17 protein-coding genes are annotated in these 20,309 nt (G+C 43.8%); all 17 read left to right on the top strand.

Annotated elements, in window-relative coordinates; all coding sequences use genetic code 11:
- Position 1: 1 nt before the first annotated feature.
- The 17 genes from M1J35_RS12340 to M1J35_RS12420 all read left to right on the top strand — a co-directional run bounded on the left by M1J35_RS12340 (position 2) and on the right by M1J35_RS12420 (position 20,172).
- On the top strand, positions 2–1,078 hold the full coding sequence (locus tag M1J35_RS12340; RefSeq protein ID WP_254651335.1) for a protein-glutamate methylesterase/protein-glutamine glutaminase: 1,077 nt from the start codon (positions 2–4) through the stop codon (positions 1,076–1,078).
- A gap of 15 nt (positions 1,079–1,093) precedes the next feature.
- Positions 1,094–3,130 (top strand): chemotaxis protein CheA, encoded by a 2,037-nt coding sequence (locus tag M1J35_RS12345; RefSeq protein WP_254651336.1) that lies wholly within the window; start codon positions 1,094–1,096, stop codon positions 3,128–3,130.
- Between the two features lie 12 nt (positions 3,131–3,142).
- Complete coding sequence (locus M1J35_RS12350; RefSeq protein ID WP_254651337.1) at positions 3,143–3,589, top strand: chemotaxis protein CheW; 447 nt, start codon at positions 3,143–3,145, stop codon at positions 3,587–3,589.
- Between the two features lie 14 nt (positions 3,590–3,603).
- A complete protein-coding gene (locus tag M1J35_RS12355) occupies positions 3,604–4,239 on the top strand; it encodes a chemotaxis protein CheC (RefSeq protein ID WP_224520251.1) in 636 nt (211 codons plus the stop codon).
- Entirely contained in the window at positions 4,236–4,733 is a 498-nt protein-coding gene (locus M1J35_RS12360; RefSeq protein WP_254651339.1) for a chemotaxis protein CheD, read from the top strand. The genes M1J35_RS12355 and M1J35_RS12360 overlap by 4 nt, the downstream gene beginning before the upstream one ends.
- Before the next feature lie 75 nt (positions 4,734–4,808).
- Entirely contained in the window at positions 4,809–5,567 is a 759-nt protein-coding gene (locus tag M1J35_RS12365; RefSeq protein WP_224520250.1) for a FliA/WhiG family RNA polymerase sigma factor, read from the top strand.
- A gap of 150 nt (positions 5,568–5,717) precedes the next feature.
- A complete protein-coding gene (locus M1J35_RS12370) occupies positions 5,718–6,227 on the top strand; it encodes a DUF6115 domain-containing protein (RefSeq protein WP_254651340.1) in 510 nt (169 codons plus the stop codon).
- A 160-nt stretch (positions 6,228–6,387) separates the two neighbouring features.
- On the top strand, positions 6,388–7,095 hold the full coding sequence (gene rpsB / locus M1J35_RS12375; protein WP_034760179.1) for a 30S ribosomal protein S2: 708 nt from the start codon (positions 6,388–6,390) through the stop codon (positions 7,093–7,095).
- Positions 7,096–7,245: 150 nt separating this feature from the next.
- Positions 7,246–8,127 carry a translation elongation factor Ts gene (gene tsf, locus M1J35_RS12380; RefSeq protein ID WP_224520248.1) on the top strand — a complete coding sequence of 294 codons (882 nt, stop codon included), beginning with the start codon at positions 7,246–7,248 and terminating at the stop codon, positions 8,125–8,127.
- Between the two features lie 88 nt (positions 8,128–8,215).
- Positions 8,216–8,941, top strand: a complete 726-nt coding sequence (pyrH, locus tag M1J35_RS12385) for a UMP kinase (protein ID WP_034760174.1) — start codon at positions 8,216–8,218, stop codon at positions 8,939–8,941.
- Positions 8,941–9,498, top strand: a complete 558-nt coding sequence (gene frr / locus M1J35_RS12390; protein WP_034760171.1) for a ribosome recycling factor — start codon at positions 8,941–8,943, stop codon at positions 9,496–9,498. Before pyrH ends, frr begins: the two co-directional genes overlap by 1 nt.
- Before the next feature lie 267 nt (positions 9,499–9,765).
- Positions 9,766–10,557, top strand: a complete 792-nt coding sequence (locus M1J35_RS12395) for an undecaprenyl pyrophosphate synthase (RefSeq protein WP_224520247.1) — start codon at positions 9,766–9,768, stop codon at positions 10,555–10,557.
- On the top strand, positions 10,557–11,339 hold the full coding sequence (locus M1J35_RS12400) for a phosphatidate cytidylyltransferase (RefSeq protein WP_079531434.1): 783 nt from the start codon (positions 10,557–10,559) through the stop codon (positions 11,337–11,339). The genes M1J35_RS12395 and M1J35_RS12400 overlap by 1 nt, the downstream gene beginning before the upstream one ends.
- A 46-nt stretch (positions 11,340–11,385) precedes the next feature.
- Positions 11,386–12,528 (top strand): 1-deoxy-D-xylulose-5-phosphate reductoisomerase, encoded by a 1,143-nt coding sequence (gene dxr, locus M1J35_RS12405; protein WP_254653749.1) that lies wholly within the window; start codon positions 11,386–11,388, stop codon positions 12,526–12,528.
- 121 nt (positions 12,529–12,649) lie between these two features.
- A complete protein-coding gene (gene rseP, locus M1J35_RS12410; RefSeq protein WP_224520246.1) occupies positions 12,650–13,906 on the top strand; it encodes an RIP metalloprotease RseP in 1,257 nt (418 codons plus the stop codon).
- 142 nt (positions 13,907–14,048) lie between these two features.
- Positions 14,049–15,752: a proline--tRNA ligase gene (locus M1J35_RS12415; protein ID WP_254651341.1), complete on the top strand. Its 1,704-nt coding sequence runs from the start codon at positions 14,049–14,051 to the stop codon at positions 15,750–15,752.
- A gap of 100 nt (positions 15,753–15,852) precedes the next feature.
- Positions 15,853–20,172: a PolC-type DNA polymerase III gene (locus M1J35_RS12420; protein WP_159361879.1), complete on the top strand. Its 4,320-nt coding sequence runs from the start codon at positions 15,853–15,855 to the stop codon at positions 20,170–20,172.
- Positions 20,173–20,309 lie beyond the last annotated feature (137 nt).

Here is a 20,309-nt window from a genome sequence, read left to right on the forward strand (position 1 = left end):
AATGAAAAAGGTTCTAGTTGTAGATGATTCAGCATTTATGAGGAAACTTATCAGTGAATTTTTAACGAGCAGCAAACAGCTAGAAGTGATAGGGATTGCAAGGAATGGAGAAGACGCGATTGCTAAGATTATGAGACTTCGACCCGATGTCGTAACCCTTGATGTAGAAATGCCGAAGATGAATGGGATAGATGCGTTAAAGAGAATTATGGAAGAGTGTCCTGTCCCTGTCGTCATGCTCTCTTCCACTACCATTGACGGTGCGGATGAGACTGTTAAGGCCATGGAACTTGGAGCTGTTGATTTCGTTGCGAAACCATCAGGGACCATTTCATTGGATCTTCATAAGATTCAAGATGAAATGGTGGAAAAAGTAGTGGCTGCAAGCAAGGTGAATGTGGCGAAAATAACCAGGGCGTTTCAGAGGGAGTCAGCAATTGACGCTGGAATCGGCTCAGTTGAAAGGACAGGAAAATTACCGGTTGATCGTACATGGGGTGTGAATTCCCCTAAGATGATTCTGATAGGAACTTCGACGGGCGGCCCCCGGGCATTACAAAACGTATTAACAGGATTACCCCGTCAGCTGGATGCGCCAATCGTTGTCGTTCAGCATATGCCGCCGGGATTTACAAGATCACTCGCCAACCGTTTGGATGGTCAAGCCTCGATCCATGTGAAGGAAGCCGAACACGGTGAAATCCTTGAGAAGGGAACGGCCTATATTGCCCCGGGTGGTGTACATACAAAGGTGGTTGAAAACGGAGGGCAATTATCGATCCAACTGTCGAAAGAGGAACCGAAAAATGGTCATAGACCTTCGGTTGACATCTTGTTCGAGTCTGCAAGCCTGATTCGAAACTATGCCAAAATAGCTGTGGTTTTGACTGGGATGGGAGCGGATGGTTCAGAAGGACTGGTCAAGCTTAAAGAGCAAGGCGAAGTGAAAGCCATTGCAGAATCAAGGGAGACTTGTATTGTGTTCGGTATGCCGAAATCGGCTATCGCTACAGAGTTAGTGGACAGGGTGGAGCATATCGGGGATATCCCCCGATCAATAATGACGTACATGGTGTAGAGAGGTGTGGAGCACATGGAGCTGAGTCAATACTTAGAAGTGTTTATAGAAGAAAGTAAAGAAAATCTGCAAACCTGCAATGAGCAATTGCTTGAATTGGAGAAAAACCCTGAAGATCTTACGATTGTCAATGAAATTTTTCGATCTGCACATACACTTAAAGGAATGTCTGCCACTATGGGATATGAGGATTTAGCAAATTTAACCCATAAAATGGAAAATGTTCTTGATGCCATCCGTAATGAAAAAATAAAGGTGTCACCTGAAATACTGGATGTTGTGTTTAAATCCGTGGATGATCTTGAAGCTATGGTGCTCTCCATTGCCGATGGAGGAGATGGTAAGCGGAATGTCACAGAAGTGGTAGCGATGCTTGAGTCCATAGAAAAAGGGGAAAGTCTACACGCAGCACTTGTAGAGAGTGAGGTGGCTGCTACTGCGGAAGTGGTTGAAAGACAGACATTATCCATGCAATATGAAGCCTTTGAGCAAACGGTCATCCAACAATCACAAGAACAAGGATTCCGCTGTTTTGAAATTTCCGTTTCACTCCGGGAGGATTGCCTGCTTAAAGCTGCACGGGTGTATATGGTCTTTGAGGTGTTGGGGAAATTAGGTGAAGTCATCAAGTCCCTTCCGACAGTAGATCAACTTGAGGAGGAGCAGTTCGACCATTCCTTCGTTATTGCCGTTGTGTCGAAAGAGGATGCCGTCCATATAGAGAATGCGGTGCGTAAAGTTTCTGAAGTGGACGAAGTCTCTGTTGTGGAACTCACGAGCCAGCATCTCGAGAATCAGAATCAAGTAGAGGCTGCCGATACAGAACCTGCTCAGAAAGAAGCGGAAGTAAAAGGACAGGAGACTTCTAAACCTGCCGGCAATGTGACGAAGCATTCGAATCCTTCCAATAAAACGATCCGTGTCAACATTGAACGACTGGATGTCCTTATGAACCTTTTTGAGGAGCTGGTCATTGATAGAGGGAGATTAGAACAAATCTCCAAGGATTTGAATAATCCTGAGTTAAATGAAACTGTGGAAAGAATGACAAGAATATCAGGAGATTTGCAGAATATCATCCTGAATATGCGTATGGTTCCTGTTGAAACTGTATTCAATCGTTTTCCACGAATGGTCAGACAGCTTGCACGGGATTTGAATAAAAAAATCGAATTAGAAATCATCGGTGCAGAAACGGAACTTGACCGAACGGTAATAGATGAAATAGGGGATCCCCTTGTTCACTTGATACGAAATGCATTGGATCATGGTATCGAAATGCCGGAACTCCGTGTGAAAAATGGAAAGCCTGAACAGGGAACCGTCAAGCTGAAAGCGTATCATAGTGGGAATCATGTCTTTATCGAACTGGAAGACGATGGAGCAGGCATAAACAAAGAGAGGGTCCTCGAGAAAGCAATCCAGAAAGGAATCGTCGCAGAGGAAGCCGCTCATACATTAACCGATCGACAAATTTATGAACTGATACTTGCTTCAGGGTTCTCTACAGCCGAACAAATTTCGGATATCTCGGGAAGAGGAGTCGGATTGGATGTAGTAAAAGCGACGATCGAGTCATTAGGCGGCTCCATTACGATTGATTCAACGGTGGGGCAGGGGTCATTGTTTTCTATTCAATTGCCACTCACTCTATCCATTATTTCCGTCATGCTGGTAGAAATCCAGGAAGAAAAGTATGCCATTCCTCTTTCTTCGATCATTGAGACGGCAATTGTGAAAAAGGAAGAAATCATGAAAGCTCACAATCAGAGAGTGATCGATTTCAGAGGAAAAGTCGTACCATTGCTGTTTCTTGAGGATGTATTTGAGGTACCGAAACATGCCAAGGATGAAGAATTGTATTCTGTTGTCATAGTGCGAAAAGGTGAAAAAATGGCCGGGTTAGTCGTCGATTCCTTTATTGGTCAGCAGGAAGTTGTATTGAAATCGTTAGGGAATTATTTAAACGATGTATTTGCGATCTCTGGTGCCACCATTTTAGGAGACGGGCAAGTAGCGCTGATCGTTGATTGCAATGCGTTAATAAAATAGGAGGTAAGGATAATGAGTGAAATCATAGATGCCGTGGAAGATCTAAAGCTTATCGTATTTCAATTGGTGGATAAGGAATACGCCATTCCAGTGCACCAGGTGCGATCCATCGAGAAGCTCGAACATATTACAAGAGTTCCGAGAACCGCTTCCTATGTTAGAGGCGTGATCAACCTGCGCGGGGTTGTGACTCCTATCATCGACTTAAGGAGCCGATTCGATTTACCGGTTTCAGAGCCGACTGACAGTACACGTGTGATCATTGCAGGATTAGAAGACAAAGAAGTTGGTCTGATCGTGGATGCTGCCAATGATGTACTGGACGTTGCGAGAGAATCGATTGAACCCTCCCCGGAAGTTGTGGGAGTCGTCGAAGCAGAGTACATCGGTGGAGTCGTAAAGCAAAACAAACGCCTGCTGATCATCCTCCATTTAGATAAAATACTTCAATCCATCTAAGGGGAGAGAATCGTTTGGGCTATGAAAAAAAGATAACATCGATGCATTTAGATATATTGAAAGAAATCGGTAATATAGGGGCGGGGCATGCTGCGACTGCCCTTTCCACCCTGCTTGATAAAAAGATTGATATGAAAGTACCGAGCGTTCAAATCGTATCATTTGATCAAATGATGGACATGGCAGGTGGTCCTGACAATGTGGTCGTAAGCGTATTCTTACGGATTGAAGGGGAGGCGCCGGGAAGCATGTTCTTCCTATTGCCACTTGAACAGGCTTCCATGTATATCCGAAGCATGATCCAGGACCGTTCCTTCTCGTTCAATGCCCCCCCTTATTCAGAACTGGGGCTGTCTGCCATGCAGGAACTTGGAAATATTCTTTCTGGTTCATATTTGTCCTCCCTGTCGGACTTTACAAATCTTAAGCTTCTCCCATCTGTTCCTGCTCTATCCGTTGACATGGCAGGTGCGATCATCGGGTTTGGATTACTGGAAATATCCCAGGTGAGCGATTATGCAATCGTCATAGACACTGCCCTGAAAGAAGAGGAAGGTGAGGAATCGGAAAGTGTGAAGGGTCATTTCTTCCTCCTGCCGGATCCCGATTCCTTTGAAATCATTTTTCAATCATTGGGTGTAAGCCTATGATGGGTACAAGCACTGTTGTAAGGGTCGGAATTGCGGATATGAATATCGTCGAAGACGGAGGCTCGATCCGCACCTCTGGCCTTGGGTCGTGCGTAGGGGTCGTTTTATACGATGAACATCTTAAGCTTGCCGGGATGGTTCATGTGATGCTCCCTCACTCCTCGATCGGAAATGAAATCAAACCGAATCCCGCTAAATACGCCGACACGGGAATCGAAGAACTCATAAGACTGCTAAGAAACCGTGGGGCATGTGTTAAACGGCTTCAATGCAAATTGGCCGGTGGTGCGCAAATGTTTCAATTTCAATCGAAGAGTGACGTTATGAGGATCGGCCCAAGGAATGCGGAAGCTGTAAAAGTGGCCCTTTCAAAGCATGGAGTGCCTGTGGTTTCCGAGGATTTAGGCGGCAACAAAGGAAGAACGATCGAATTCTTTACGTCCACCGGGATTCTACAGGTGCGAACAGTAAATGAAGGTACAAAGGAATTGTGAGGTCATTCATTCTGCTCAGGTAAAATCAATCACTAAGCGGTTCCATGAAAGAATTAGTCAGCAAGGAGGATTCTTATGTCTCAACATTCCACTCGAACAGATGAACAACAATATTGGGAGAAATGGATCAACAGTCGTGATACAGAAGCCGGAGATATGTTGGTGAAAAAGTACATGCCACTTGTGTCGTATCATGTGCAGCGGATTTCCGTTGGCCTGCCAAGGAACGTCTCGAGAGAAGATATTAAGAGTCTTGGTTTGATGGGGTTGCTGGATGCACTTCAGAAGTTTGATCCTTCAAGGGATTTAAAGTTTGATACATATGCGTCGTTCCGGGTCAGAGGCGCCATCCTTGATGGGCTGAGAAAGGAAGACTGGCTTCCCCGGTCTACAAGGGACCGGGCAAAGAAGATCGAGGCCAGGACCGTGGAGCTTGAACAAACGCTATTACGCCACGTGACCGCAGAGGAAGTGGCCGCTTCATTGGAAATGACACCTGATGAAGTGTACCAGACCACAAATGAGCATTTCTTTGCCAATGTCCTTTCCATGGATGAGCAATTGACGGATGACGATCACGAATCTCAAAACTATTCCATCAAAGATCATAAAACGATTTCACCCGAAGAGGAAGTATTGAAAGGTGAAAAACTGAATGAATTAGAGAAAACGATCTTGACCCTTTCAGAGAAAGAACAGCTTGTGTTAAGTTTATTCTATAAGGAAGAACTGACGCTGACGGAAATCGGTGAAGTCATGAGCTTGTCTACATCCAGAATTTCTCAGATCCATTCAAAATCCATTTTCAAATTACGAAATCTCCTGGGCTCATAAATGCTGTGAAAAATGAGGTTGCTATAACCCAAAAAAGATTACACACGGATGGACTGTCCCTGCAACATGCGCATATGGGAGCAGTCCTTTTACTTGCAGGGAAAATCAAGCTGAAAGAATGAATTAAATCAAACTAAATAGGGTGAGGACATGGTTACGTTTCTACTTTTTATATCTTTTCTTCTAAATATTGTTTCCCTGCTTTCAATCGTCATTTTATACTCCAGGCAAAACCGATTTGTAAACATGGAAAGAGAGCAAAAGAAGATCATCAGTGAAATGGAAGATATCATTTCAGCTTATCTGATTGAAATGAAAGAAGAAAATGATGAATTCATGCGTAAGATTAATACACAAGTACATAACGACAAAGAAAACATCCTTCACACCGAAGAAAATAAACAAGGGGATCCCGGGACATCTGAAAAGGTCACAAAGTGGACAGGTGCCGGATATAAGCGTGCCTCACAAGCTTATACACAGATGAAGGACCATGGACCGGACCCCGATGATCAAACCAAAGAGTCGGAACAAGACCCCCTCCTGAAAAAAGTACTGACTTTAAAGGAAAAGGGGATGTCAATTGAAGAAATTGCTGAATCTCTTGGAAAAGGTCAAACAGAAATCGAGCTCCTGCTGAAATTTCGTCAAATTATGTAGGAAGTCCTTGCCTGTCCGGGATAGGTATGCTATAGTATTCATGGTGTGATTACACACGTTTCCCGAGTGGGGTAGATGGTGCTATTCTGTAGAATAGTTTCTACTTTCCAGATGACGGAAACGGAGGAGAAAAACAAAAACCATTTAGGAGGAAACACACATGTCAGTAATTTCTATGAAACAATTGCTTGAAGCTGGTGTACATTTCGGACACCAAACTCGCCGTTGGAACCCAAAAATGAAGAGATACATCTTCACTGAGCGTAACGGCATCTACATCATCGACCTTCAAAAAACAGTTAAAAAGGTTGAAGAAGCTTATAACTTCGTGAAAGAGCTAGCTGGTAACGGCGGTAAAGTTCTTTTCGTAGGAACAAAGAAACAAGCACAGGAGTCTGTTAAAGAAGAAGCAGAACGTGCAGGTATGTACTACATCAACCAACGTTGGTTAGGTGGAACACTTACAAACTTCGAAACAATCCAAAAACGTATTACACGTCTTAAAAACATCGAAAAGATGGAAGAAGACGGTACGTTTGAAGTACTTCCGAAGAAAGAAGTTGTACAACTTAAAAAAGAACATGAGCGCTTAGTTAAATTCTTAGGCGGAATCAAAGATATGAACACGCTACCTGATGCATTATTCATCATCGACCCTCGTAAAGAGCGTATCGCAGTAGCAGAAGCTCGTAAACTTCATATCCCTATCGTGGGTATCGTTGATACAAACTGTGATCCGGATGAAATCGATGTTGTCATTCCTGCGAATGATGATGCGATCCGCGCGGTTAAGCTTCTAACAGGTAAAATGGCGGATGCTATTTTAGAAGCTAAACAAGGTGAAGAAGCAGCTGTAGCAGCTGAGTAATCAACGAAAGGTGATAAGAGGGCTTACCCTTATCACCTTTTTTTAAAGAATATTCACATGTACCGCACTCTAAAAGAGCGTTGGTACGTTTATGACTCATACCTATTGGTCCCTGAAGTCTACATAGTCAAACTAAGGAGGAAACCCACTATGGCAATTACTGCACAAATGGTTAAAGAACTTCGTGAAAAAACTGGCGCTGGAATGATGGATTGTAAAAAAGCGTTAACAGAAACTGACGGAGATATGGACAAAGCAATTGACTTCCTGCGTGAAAAAGGAATCGCGAAAGCAGCTAAAAAAGCGGACCGTATCGCAGCTGAAGGAACTACTTACATTGCAAGCGAAGGAAACACTGCAATCATTCTTGAAGTGAACGCAGAAACAGATTTCGTTGCGAAAAACGAAAACTTCCAAAACCTTGTTAAAGAACTATCTGATCACCTTCTTGCTAACAAGCCGGCATCTGTTGAAGAAGCCCTTGAGCAAAAAATGGCAAATGGTTCAACTGTAAATGAATTCATCAATGCTGCCATCGCTAAAATCGGTGAAAAGATCACTCTTCGCCGTTTTGAGATCCGCACGAAAGATGATAACGCTGCATTCGGTGAATACCTGCACATGGGTGGCCGCATTGCTGTTCTTACAGTAGTGGAAGGTACGACTGATGCAAGTGTAGCGAAAGATGTTGCCATGCACGCTGCAGCACTAAATCCTAAGTATGTTTCCCGCGACCAGGTTTCTGCTGAAGAAGTAGAACGTGAGCGTGAAGTACTTAAACAACAAGCACTAAACGAAGGAAAGCCTGAAAACATCGTTGAAAAAATGGTAGAAGGCCGCCTTGGTAAATACTTTGAAGATATCTGCATCCTGGATCAAACATTCGTTAAGAATCCAGACCAAAAAGTACGTCAATACCTGGAAGCAAACAAAGCTACTTTAACTGATTTCACTCGTTACGAAGTAGGAGAAGGTCTTGAGAAGCGTCAAGAAAACTTCGCTGAAGAAGTAATGAACCAAGTTAACAAATAAGATCAGCTAAAGTTGAACATTATTTAGTAGGGAACACCTAGTGTGTTCCCTATTTTTCAAGAAAAATTCTATTTTTATGGAGGTTCCCATGAGCGTTCCAAAATACAAACGTGTCGTTCTTAAACTTAGTGGAGAAGCATTAGCTGGTGATGATGGCTTCGGAATTAATCCTTCTGTCATAAAAAATGTAGCAGAAGAAGTAAAAGAAATCGCTGAACTTGATGTAGAAGTAGCAGTTGTCGTTGGCGGAGGAAATATCTGGCGTGGTAAAATAGGTAGTGAAATGGGTATGGATCGTGCATCTGCAGACTATATGGGGATGCTTGCGACCGTCATGAACTCTTTGGCTCTTCAAGACAGCCTTGAACAGCTGGGCATCGAGACAAGGGTTCAAACATCCATTGATATGCGCCAAGTGGCAGAGCCATACATTAGACGCAGAGCCATCCGTCATCTAGAGAAGAAACGGGTTGTCATCTTTGCGGCTGGCACAGGTAATCCATACTTCTCGACGGATACTACAGCTGCGCTCCGAGCGGCGGAAATCGAAGCAGAAGTGATTCTTATGGCTAAGAACAACGTAGATGGTGTATACTCAGCAGATCCTAAGAAGGACGAAACGGCTGTTAAATATGAAGAACTCTCCTATTTGGATGTTCTGAAGGAAGGCTTGGCCGTCATGGATTCAACAGCGTCTTCTCTATGTATGGACAATGATATTCCGCTTATTGTATTCTCCATCATGGAGAATGGGAATATCAAGAGAGCCATCACTGGTGAAAATATAGGTACAATCGTAAGGGGGAAATCATAATGCCAAACACGATCATCACAAATGCAAAAGAAAGAATGTCCAAAGCCATTCAAACATTTTCTCGTGAATTAGCGAGCATCCGTGCGGGAAGAGCTAATGCTTCCCTGCTCGATAAGATCTCGGTTGATTACTATGGTGCACCTACACCAGTCAATCAATTAGCCGGAATCTCCATTCCTGAAGCCCGTATGCTTGTCATACAGCCTTATGACAAATCAGCTTTAGGGGACATCGAAAAGGCAATCCTGAAGTCGGATCTTGGGATTACGCCTACAAGTGACGGAAACATCATCCGTATCGTCGTTCCTGCTTTAACGGAAGAGCGACGCAAGGAACTTGTGAAGCTTGTCAAAAAAGAAGCGGAAGAGGCCAAGGTTGCCATCCGTAATATTCGCCGTGATGCTAACGATGAATTGAAGAAAAAAGAGAAGAACGGTGACATCACTGAAGATGATCTTCGTGGTTACTCTGATGATGTTCAAAAAGCGACGGATGAAAGTATCGTCAAAATTGATAACATTGCAAAAGATAAAGAACAAGAAATGCTGGAAGTGTAATCTCTCATAAACGAATCATTAGGGGCTGTCCTGTAAGTGAACTCATATTCCTTATGGGCCGGTCCCTTTGTTTTAATAGAAGGCCATACATAGCTTTCCTTTTCTCTGAGGAGCGTTTTGTTCCGGGCGTGTTTGGGCGAACGACCTGGAAAAACGACATGAATATTTATAGAATATACATAATCTATTTTCTTAAAGATATCTTCCTTGTTTTTTGATATGATAGTAAAGGTAAATATTTTTTGGATTGTTGGTGGAGGATTTTTTATGCTAAACAAGCTTAAGCAATGGAAACGACAGCAAACTTCCGAGGAAGTGGATGATCGATTTCAGGAATTACTAAAACACCCGATTCCGGGTCATATAGCGATCATAATGGACGGTAATGGACGATGGGCCAAAAAAAGGGCGTTGCCAAGGGTTGCAGGACACCATGAAGGCATGAAGTGTGTCCGCAGGATTACCAAATTGGCAAATGAACTTGGACTAGAAGCCTTGACTCTATATGCTTTTTCTACAGAGAACTGGAAACGCCCTAAAATGGAAGTCGAGTTCCTTATGAAATTACCAGAGGAATTTCTCGGGACGTTTCTTCCCGAATTGGTTGAAGAAAATGTACAGGTGAAGATGATGGGGTCTCCGGATGCCTTGCCAGTCCATACGAAAACAGCCGTTAAAAAGGCCATGGATGCAACTAAGCACAATGACGGGCTTATCCTTAACTTTGCATTGAACTACGGCAGCCGGTCAGAAATCATCGATTCTATGAAGCATGTCTTAAAAGATGTCCAGAATGGAATACTAGATGAGAGTGATTTAAACGAAGAATTATTTTCAAGTTATTTAATGACAAAAGATTTAAAAGATCCAGACCTGCTTATTCGAACGAGTGGAGAAATCCGTTTAAGTAACTTTATGCTTTGGCAATTAGCTTATACGGAATTCTTTTTTACAGATGTACTGTGGCCGGATTTCGGTAAGGAACATTTAGTTGAAGCCATCGAGGCTTATCAAGGTCGTTCAAGAAGATTTGGTGGGTTACAAAGCGAGGAATCCTAATGAAACAAAGAATTATTACAGCAGTGGTAGCGGCAGCAATATTTTTACCAATCATCATTTTTGGCGAAACGCCATTCATCATTTTAATGTATCTGATTGCTTCCATAAGTTTATACGAGGCTTTAAAGATGAGGGGCCGATGGATTTTCAGCATCCCGGGCTTGTTGTCCCTTGCTCTTTTATGGGTGTTCCTCATTCCGACGGAAACGATCGGAATCATTGAAGATTTCGGTTACTCCAAGATTGAGCTTGCCTTTCTTGCCGTGTTATTATTTTTAACGTATACAGTGGCGACCAAGAATCGTTTCAATTTTGATGATGTGGCGTTTTCACTTTTAAGCGTTTTATATGTTGGGATCGGTTTCTATTATTTCATGGAAATCCGTCTGGAAGGCGTGCAATTTGTTTTTTATGCGTTATTTATCATTTGGGCAACCGACTCGGGTGCTTATTTCATCGGCAGGGCAATGGGGAAAAAGAAGCTATGGCCGGAAATCAGCCCGAATAAGACCGTTGAAGGCTTCGTTGGAGGCATCATTTGTGCCGTCATCGTGGGCGTCATCATGACGTTCTTCACCGATCTTGAAATGTCCCTCCCTAAACTGGTGATCGTGACAGCGATTCTATCTATTTTTGGGCAAGTGGGGGACTTGGTGGAGTCTGCTCTCAAAAGGCATTACAAAGTGAAGGATTCAGGACATTTACTGCCGGGCCACGGTGGTATGCTGGATCGATTCGATAGCTTGTTATTTGTTTTACCCCTCCTTCACTTTCTGTTATAGAGTGGAATGAAGGTGAGGAAGGTCGTAATCGGGAGGAGTGTAGTTGTTGAAGAAAATCAGCTTAATGGGTGCTACAGGGTCGATCGGGACACAAACCCTGGCTGTCATTCGGGAACATCCTGAAGAATTTAGACTGACAGCTATGTCTGTCGGCAAAAATATAGAAGAAGCCAGGAAGATGATCACTGAATTTAATCCCAGGCTCGTATCTGTCCAGCGTAAAGAAGATGCTGAAACCTTATCGAGAGAGTTTCCTTCTTCTGTAAAAGTCCTTCATGGTGATGAAGGATTAGTGGAGGTAGCTTGTCACCAGGATGCCGATATCCTTGTGAATGCGGTACTTGGGAGTGTAGGATTATATCCTACCCTTCAAGCCATTGAGGCCGGTAAAACGATTGCGATTGCCAACAAAGAAACCCTGGTGACAGCCGGTCATCTGGTTATGGAAGCGGCAAGGGCCAAAGGGACGTCCCTGCTGCCTGTCGATAGTGAACATTCCGCAATCTTCCAGGCCCTTCAGGGTGAGCATGAAAAGAATATAGAAAAGTTAATCATTACGGCGTCTGGTGGAAGTTTCAGAGATCGTACGAGGGAAGAATTGGTCGGTGTCACGGTACATGAAGCGTTGAATCATCCAAATTGGTCAATGGGGGCTAAGATCACCATCGACTCGGCGTCCATGATGAATAAAGGGTTAGAGGTCATCGAAGCTCATTGGTTGTTCGATATCCCATATGACCGGATAGACGTTGTGCAACACAGGGAAAGCATCATTCACTCGATGATTCAATTTCATGACTCATCTGTCATGGCCCAACTGGGTACACCGGATATGCGTGTTCCCATTCAATACGCCCTTACCTATCCGGACAGGCTTCAAAGACCCGGTAAAAGGCTGGACCTTGTAGAAATAGGAAAACTCCATTTTGAAAAAATGGATTTAGATCGTTTCCGGTGCCTGGCTTTTGCATATGAAGCGGGAAGGATCGGCGGAAGTATGACGACGGTTCTGAATGCCGCAAATGAAGCAAGCGTAGCGCTGTTCCTGGATAATAAAATATCCTTCCTCGACATAGAAACATATATCGAAAAGGCTATGAATGCCCACCAGGTTATACATAGACCTGACCTTGAAACCATACATGAAATAGATCTCGAGACCCGTCGACTCGTTTCAGGTTGGGTGTAGGCAACGGTCTTTAGCATGTTTACACAGTCTGTTACGTAGAATGATAGTGGACATGTTTCTTACTGGATACTTTAACATTTAAATCTGTTACCAACAGGTTATAAAAAAGGTGGTTTTTTATTTGCAAACGGTGATTGCCTTTATTGTTATATTTGGGGCTTTAGTATTTTTTCATGAACTTGGGCATTTAATCTTCGCTAAACGTGCAGGGATCCTATGCCGTGAATTTGCCATAGGGTTTGGTCCTAAAATATTCTCTTATAAAAAGGATGAAACAACCTATACCATTCGTTTACTGCCTCTGGGGGGCTTTGTACGGATGGCGGGAGAAGATCCGGAAATGGTGGAGCTTAAGGCCGGTCATCGTGTGGGGCTTGTACTCGATCAGCATGAAAAGATCGTTAAAATTGTCATGAATAATAAAGATCGCTATCCTAATATTCGTGTCATCGAAGTGGAAGAAGCAGATCTCGAACATAGACTGCATATCCGTGGATACGAGGAAGACGAGGAAGAATTGAAAACCTTCCCGATTTCACGAGATGCGGTATTCATTGAAGATGGTGTGGAAACGCAAATAGCCCCATGGGATCGACAGTTCGCTTCCAAGACCCTTCCCCAAAGGGCATTGGCCATCTTTGCCGGACCATTATTTAATTTCATTTTGGCTTTCTTTATCTTTATCCTGGTCGGTCTATTACAGGGTGTACCTACAAACGACCCAGTACTTGGGGAATTGACCGAAGACGGGGCAGCGAAAGAGGCAGGTCTTCAAAAGAATGACATCGTCATGAGTATCGACGGGAAAGAAATATCCACCTGGGATGATATCGTGACGATTATTCAGAAGCATCCGGGGGATGAACTGAGATTCAATGTTGACCGGGATGGCTCCGATACTGAAATCCCTGTCACTCCAAAACCTCAGGAAATCGAGGGGAAAGAGATCGGGATCATCGGCGTTCACAGCCCCGTGGAGAAGTCGCCACTCAAGGTCGTCTCCAATAGTGCCCAACAAACCTATGAATGGACCAAAATGATTTTTGTCCTATTAGGGAAGCTTGTATCTGGAGAATTTTCCATTGATGCATTATCAGGACCTGTCGGAATCTATCAATCGACAGATGTCGTAGCGAAATCAGGAATATACTATCTGATGAGATGGGCGGCCATCCTTAGCATCAACCTGGGAATCATGAATCTACTACCGATCCCTGCCCTTGATGGAGGCAGACTACTATTCTTCGCCGTAGAAGCGGTCAGAGGAAAACCTGTAGATCGTCAAATGGAAGGAATGGTCCACTTCGTGGGATTTGCCCTTCTCATGGTACTCATGCTCGTCGTCACATGGAATGACATACAAAGATTTTTCCTTTAGAATTCAACGAATGAACCAAAACAGGCAGTTTCTCCCTTTGCAATCAAAAAATGAGGGTGTTACTGCCTGTTCATTTAAGTTAAAATAGTGAGAAGGAAATTCTTACACTACATAAATAATTTACGGTATGAGGTGCTAGTAAATGAAGCAACAAAATACATTCATCCCGACACTGAGGGAAACACCTGCTGATGCAGAAATCAAAAGTCATCAGCTTCTCATGCGTGCGGGATTCATCAGACAAAATGCCAGCGGGATCTATAGCTTTCTGCCACTGGGAAATAAAGTGTTGAAAAAAGTAGAACAAATCATCCGTGAGGAATTGGATGCAGCAGGTGCTGTTGAACTGCTTATGCCTGCCCTTCAACCTTCCGAACTCTGGAAGGAATCCGGGCGCTGGGGAACATACGGACCGGAATTGATGCGTATGAATGATCGTCATGATCGTGAGTTTGCCCTGGGAGCCACCCATGAGGAAGTCATCACCAGCTTAGTGAGGGATGAAATTAAATCGTACAAACGCCTGCCCCTTACCATGTATCAGATCCAAACGAAATTCCGGGATGAGAAACGTCCCCGCTTTGGACTATTGAGGGGAAGGGAATTCATCATGAAGGATGCGTACTCTTTCCATTCATCATTTGAAAGTCTGGACGAGACGTATAATGCATTATTCAAAGCGTATTCCAACATATTCAGCCGGTGCGGTTTGAATTTCAGGGCGGTCATTGCTGATTCAGGTGCCATGGGCGGTAAAGATACACATGAATTCATGGTGCTATCAGAAGTTGGTGAAGATACGATCGCCTATTCCGATTCATCTGATTATGCCGCCAACATCGAGATGGCTGAAGTGGTGGATGCCTACACCCAATCCACAGAAGAGATGCATAAAATGGAAAAGGTATCAACACCTGACGTCAAATCCATTGAAGAAGTATCCTCTTTCTTATCCGTAGAGAAAGATCAATGTATTAAGTCGCTTTTATTTAAAGTGGATGATGAATTTGTTTTGGTATTATCCCGTGGTGATCACGAAATCAATGATATTAAAGTGAAGAATCTTCTACATGCAAGCGTGGTTGAGCTTGCTTCAGCTGAAGAAACGAAAGAGGTCACAGGTTGCGAAATTGGATCTGTCGGTCCCTGCTCGTCAAATGTGAAGATTGTAGCTGATCAGGCAGTCAAATACATTCGTAATGGTGTTACAGGAGCGAATGAGACAGGATATCATCTTACCAATGTGAATCCTGAACGTGATTTCGAGGTATCCCAGTATGCAGACCTGCGTTTCATTCAAGAAGGGGATCCTTCTCCTGACGGAAATGGGACTATCATGTTCGCAAAGGGAATAGAAGTGGGACATGTTTTCAAACTTGGAACCAGGTATTCAGATGCATTAGGAAGCTCATTCCTTGATGAAAATGGCCGTTCTCAATCCGTCATTATGGGCTGTTACGGTATAGGAGTCTCCCGTACCTTAGCTGCGGTTGCAGAACAATTCAACGATGACAGGGGTCTTTTATGGCCAACGAATCTGGCTCCATACGACCTTCATTTAATCCCAATCAATATGAAGGATGAAGCACAGGCCGCACTATCGAACGAACTTTATGACACATTTAAAGAAAACAGATATGATGTATTAATGGATGATCGGGCTGAACGTCCTGGAGTGAAGTTTGCCGATTCAGACTTGATCGGCCTGCCGATCCGCGTAACAGTCGGGAAGAAAGCCGGAGAAGGAATCGTTGAAGTGAAAGTTAGAAAAACCGGTGAAATGCTGGAGGTTCATAAAGATGAACTTCTCGCCAAGCTACAAGAACTATTCAAGACTCTTTCTTAAATCTAAAAGGGCTCGACTTTAAAGGAGGCCATCCTTTTGCTGTCAGCCCTTTTTATTCTGTAAACAAAATGATCCAAGAGTAGAAATGGGGGAAAGGAATATGGAAGAAAAGCCCCTGGGCAAAAGGGAAAGGTTTCAATTGCTGCTGCAACAGTTAGGCTTAACAGAGGATGCCTTTGTGCAGTACTTCAGACATGCTGAGATTGAGAAATTGGCAGTGTACCGCAAGGAAAAGAAATGGCATTTTTACTTCACGTTTGAAGAAATCATCCCTTGTAACGTGTGGAGTAAATTTTCCATTGCACTGCAGACATCCTTTAAGCATATTGCCAATGTAGGCTATTCGATTAAAGTGTTGAATCCCAATGTGACGGATCAGCATATTTTAGATTATTGGCAGGACTGCGTAAAAGAAATTCAAGGGATCTCACCACCCTTATTAAAATTATTAAATACCCAAAAGCCGAAGATCAATGGAAACAAAATCATTGTTCAGGCTTCAAATGATACAGAAGCAACACAGCTTAAAAGAAAATACGGAGATATCATCACCTCCACTTTCGAAAACTTCGGGTTTCCCAGATTCGTTCTGGATGCCGAGGTAAGTCAAGTGGAAGAACAAAGCAATGAATATGAGAAATTTTTGGAAGAAAAGCTAAAAGAGGATCAGGAACGAGCAAAACAGGCACTTATTGAAATGGAAAAAGCAGAAAAAGAGGGTCCAAGTGATGCACCGAGTGGGCCATTCATGCTTGGTCTTACGATCAAGGACGATGCTGACTTCCGAAAAATCGAAGAAATTTATGACGAAGAGCGCCGTATCGCCATTGAGGGTTATGTGTTCGACTGTGAAACAAGAGAACTCAGAAGCGGACGCACCCTGCTTACTTTTAAGGTGACCGATTACTCAAGCTCGATACTGGTCAAAATGTTCTCCAGGGATAAAGAGGACGCAGCAGTCATGAACAACATGAAAAAAGGTATGTGGGTCCGCTGCCGCGGAAGCATACAAAACGATACATTTGTTCGGGACCTTGTGATGATTGCCAATGATGTGAATGAAATCAAGCCGGTTCTTAGACTTGATACTGCCCCGGCCGATGAAAAAAGAGTGGAGCTGCACATGCATACTCCAATGAGTCAAATGGATGCCGTCTCTTCTGTTGCTAGTCTTGTATCCCAAGCGAAGAAATGGGGTCATAAAGCGGTTGCGATAACAGATCATGCCGTTGCGCAATCCTTCCCGGAAGCATATAACGCAAGTAAGAAAAACGATATTAAACTGTTATATGGTGTGGAAGCCAATCTTGTGGATGATGGGGTACCGATCGCCTACAATGATCGCGACCTTCCCCTCGAAGACAGCACCTATATTGTATTTGACGTGGAAACGACGGGGCTTTCCGCAGTATACGACACCATCATTGAACTCGCCGCGGTGAAAATTAAAGATGGAGAGGTCATAGATAAATTCGAGTCATTTGCGAACCCTCACCACCCTTTGTCTGCCACGACGATTGAATTGACGGGTATTACGGACGACATGGTACAGACTGCTCCAGAGATAAATGATGTCCTCATCAGATATCATAAATGGGTAGGGGATGATATTCTGGTCGCCCATAATGCTTCCTTTGATATGGGGTTCTTGAATGCCGGGTATCAAAAAGCCGGTATCGAGAAAGCTTCCAACCCCGTCATTGATACATTGGAGCTAGCAAGACTGCTTTATCCGCAATTTAAGAATCACCGTCTGAATACACTGGCGAAGAAATTCGATATCGAACTGACCCAGCATCACCGGGCCATCTATGATGCAGAAACAACTGGGTATCTCCTTTTGAAGATGTTGAAAGATGCAGTCGAAAAAGGGATCACGAACCATAATCAATTCAATGATTATATGGGGAAGGGTGATGCGTACAAACGCTCAAGGCCATATCACTGTACATTGATTGCCCAGACGGAAGAAGGGTTGAAAAATCTTTATAAACTTGTTTCCATTTCTCACATGAATTATTTCTTCCGGGTACCACGCATTCCGCGTTCCCAACTGCAAAAGTACCGTACGGGAATCCTCGTAGGTTCAGGTTGTGACAAGGGAGAAGTATTCGAAGGGATGATGCAGAAAGGGAAAGAAGAGGTAGAGGAAAAGGCCCATTTCTACGATTACCTGGAAGTTCATCCTAAAGAAGTGTACCAGCATTTGATTGAATTAGATCTCGTGCAAAGTCAGAAGAACCTGGAAGATATCATCCAAAACATCGTTGAGCTGGGAAGGAAACTGGATAAGCCTGTTGTGGCGACTGGTAACGTTCATTACTTAAATGAAACGGATAAAATATACCGGAAGATCCTCGTGGGATCACAAGGTGGAGCCAATCCACTGAATCGCCATGAACTTCCTGATGTCCACTTTAGGACAACGAATGAAATGCTCGATGCTTTCTCTTTCCTTGGTAAAGAGACGGCTAAAGAAATCGTAGTGGATAATTCGAATAAGATCGCCGATATGGTAGATGTCATTAAGCCGATCAGGGACGATCTCTATACACCGAAAATCGAAGGTGCCGACGAGGAAATGCGCCGGATGAGTTATGCCATGGCGAAAAGCATCTATGGAGAAGATCTTCCGGAAATCGTCGAAGCCAGGATCGAAAAAGAGTTAAAAAGTATCATCGGACACGGTTTCGCGGTCATCTATCTGATCTCTCATAAGCTGGTTAAGAAATCGTTGGACGATGGTTATCTCGTTGGTTCACGTGGATCGGTCGGATCTTCTTTCGTAGCGACGATGACAGAGATCACCGAAGTGAATCCACTGCCTCCTCATTACGTCTGTCCGTCCTGTAAGAAATCTGAGTTCTTCGATGATGGTTCAGTCGGATCGGGCTTCGATCTGCCGAACAAGGACTGTCCGGATTGCGGGGTTCCTTATAAGAAAGACGGTCATGATATACCTTTTGAAACCTTCCTGGGATTCAAAGGAGACAAGGTTCCGGATATCGATCTGAACTTCTCAGGGGAATATCAGCCGAACGCCCATAATTATACAAAGGTTCTTTTCGGGGAAGATAATGTATATCGAGCAGGTACGATCGGGACTGTGGCAGAAAAGACGGCCTACGGGTATGTAAAAGGATATGCGAATGATCATCAGCTTCAGATCCGTGGAGCCGAAATTGACCGTTTGGTAAGTGGATGCACGGGTGTCAAGAGAACAACCGGGCAGCATCCTGGAGGAATAATCGTTGTACCTGATTATATGGATATCTTTGATTTCTCACCTATCCAATTTCCTGCGGATGATTCGAATTCCGAATGGAAAACGACGCATTTTGATTTCCATTCCATCCATGACAATCTACTGAAGCTGGATATTCTGGGACATGATGACCCTACTGTCATCCGTATGCTTCAAGATTTATCCGGGATCGATCCCAAGACGATCCCTACCGACGACCCTGAAGTGATGAAGATCTTCAGCGGTACCGAATCCCTTGGTGTGACGGAAGATCAAATCATGTGTAAGACCGGTACACTCGGAATCCCTGAATTCGGTACAAGATTCGTCCGACAGATGCTTGAAGATACAAAGCCGACAACGTTCTCCGAGCTGGTCCAGATTTCAGGTCTTTCCCACGGTACCGACGTATGGCTGGGGAATGCACAAGAGCTCATCCATAACAACATCTGTAATCTGAGCGAAGTAATCGGGTGTCGTGATGATATCATGGTATACCTGATCTATCAGGGACTCGAGCCTTCACTTGCCTTTAAGATCATGGAATTTGTTCGTAAAGGTAAAGGTTTGCAGGATGAATGGGTAGAGGAAATGAAGAAGAACGGGGTACCGGATTGGTATATCGATTCCTGCCTGAAGATCAAGTATATGTTCCCGAAAGCTCATGCTGCCGCCTATGTATTAATGGCTGTTCGTATTGCGTACTTTAAGGTGCATCATGCACTACTTTATTACGCCGCTTATTTTACCGTTCGAGCGGAAGATTTCGATATCGAAGCGATGGTAAGAGGATCGCAGGCTGTAAGGGCCAAGATAGAGGAAATCAATAGTAAAGGTCTTGACGCATCACCGAAAGAAAAGAACACTTTAACGGTTCTGGAGTTGGCACTTGAAATGTGCGAAAGGGGCTATAAGTTCCAGAAAGTAGATCTCTACCGTTCAGAGGCTGCTGAATTTGTCATTGATGGAGATACTTTGATCCCGCCATTCAACTCCATCCCGGGACTTGGAACGAATGCCGCCATCAATATTGTTAATGCGAGGCAGGCCGGTGAATTCCTCTCGAAAGAAGATCTGCAGCAAAGGGGACGTGTATCCAAGACGATCATTGAATATCTGGATAATCACGGCTGCCTTGAAGCCTTGCCGGATAAGAACCAATTATCCCTCTTTTAAGAGCGATACGACGGGAATTGTTTGCATAAAAATGTTGATTATGGTATATTTTTATTGGAAATACTAAAGATAGCTCTAAAGGTAGAAGAGTGGGGTCGCACCCCACTCTTTCGTTATTACATGGACATTTTTTGAAC

Source organism: Rossellomorea sp. KS-H15a (genome assembly GCF_024195245.1).
In the GTDB taxonomy this organism is placed as follows: domain Bacteria; phylum Bacillota; class Bacilli; order Bacillales; family Bacillaceae_B; genus Rossellomorea; species Rossellomorea vietnamensis.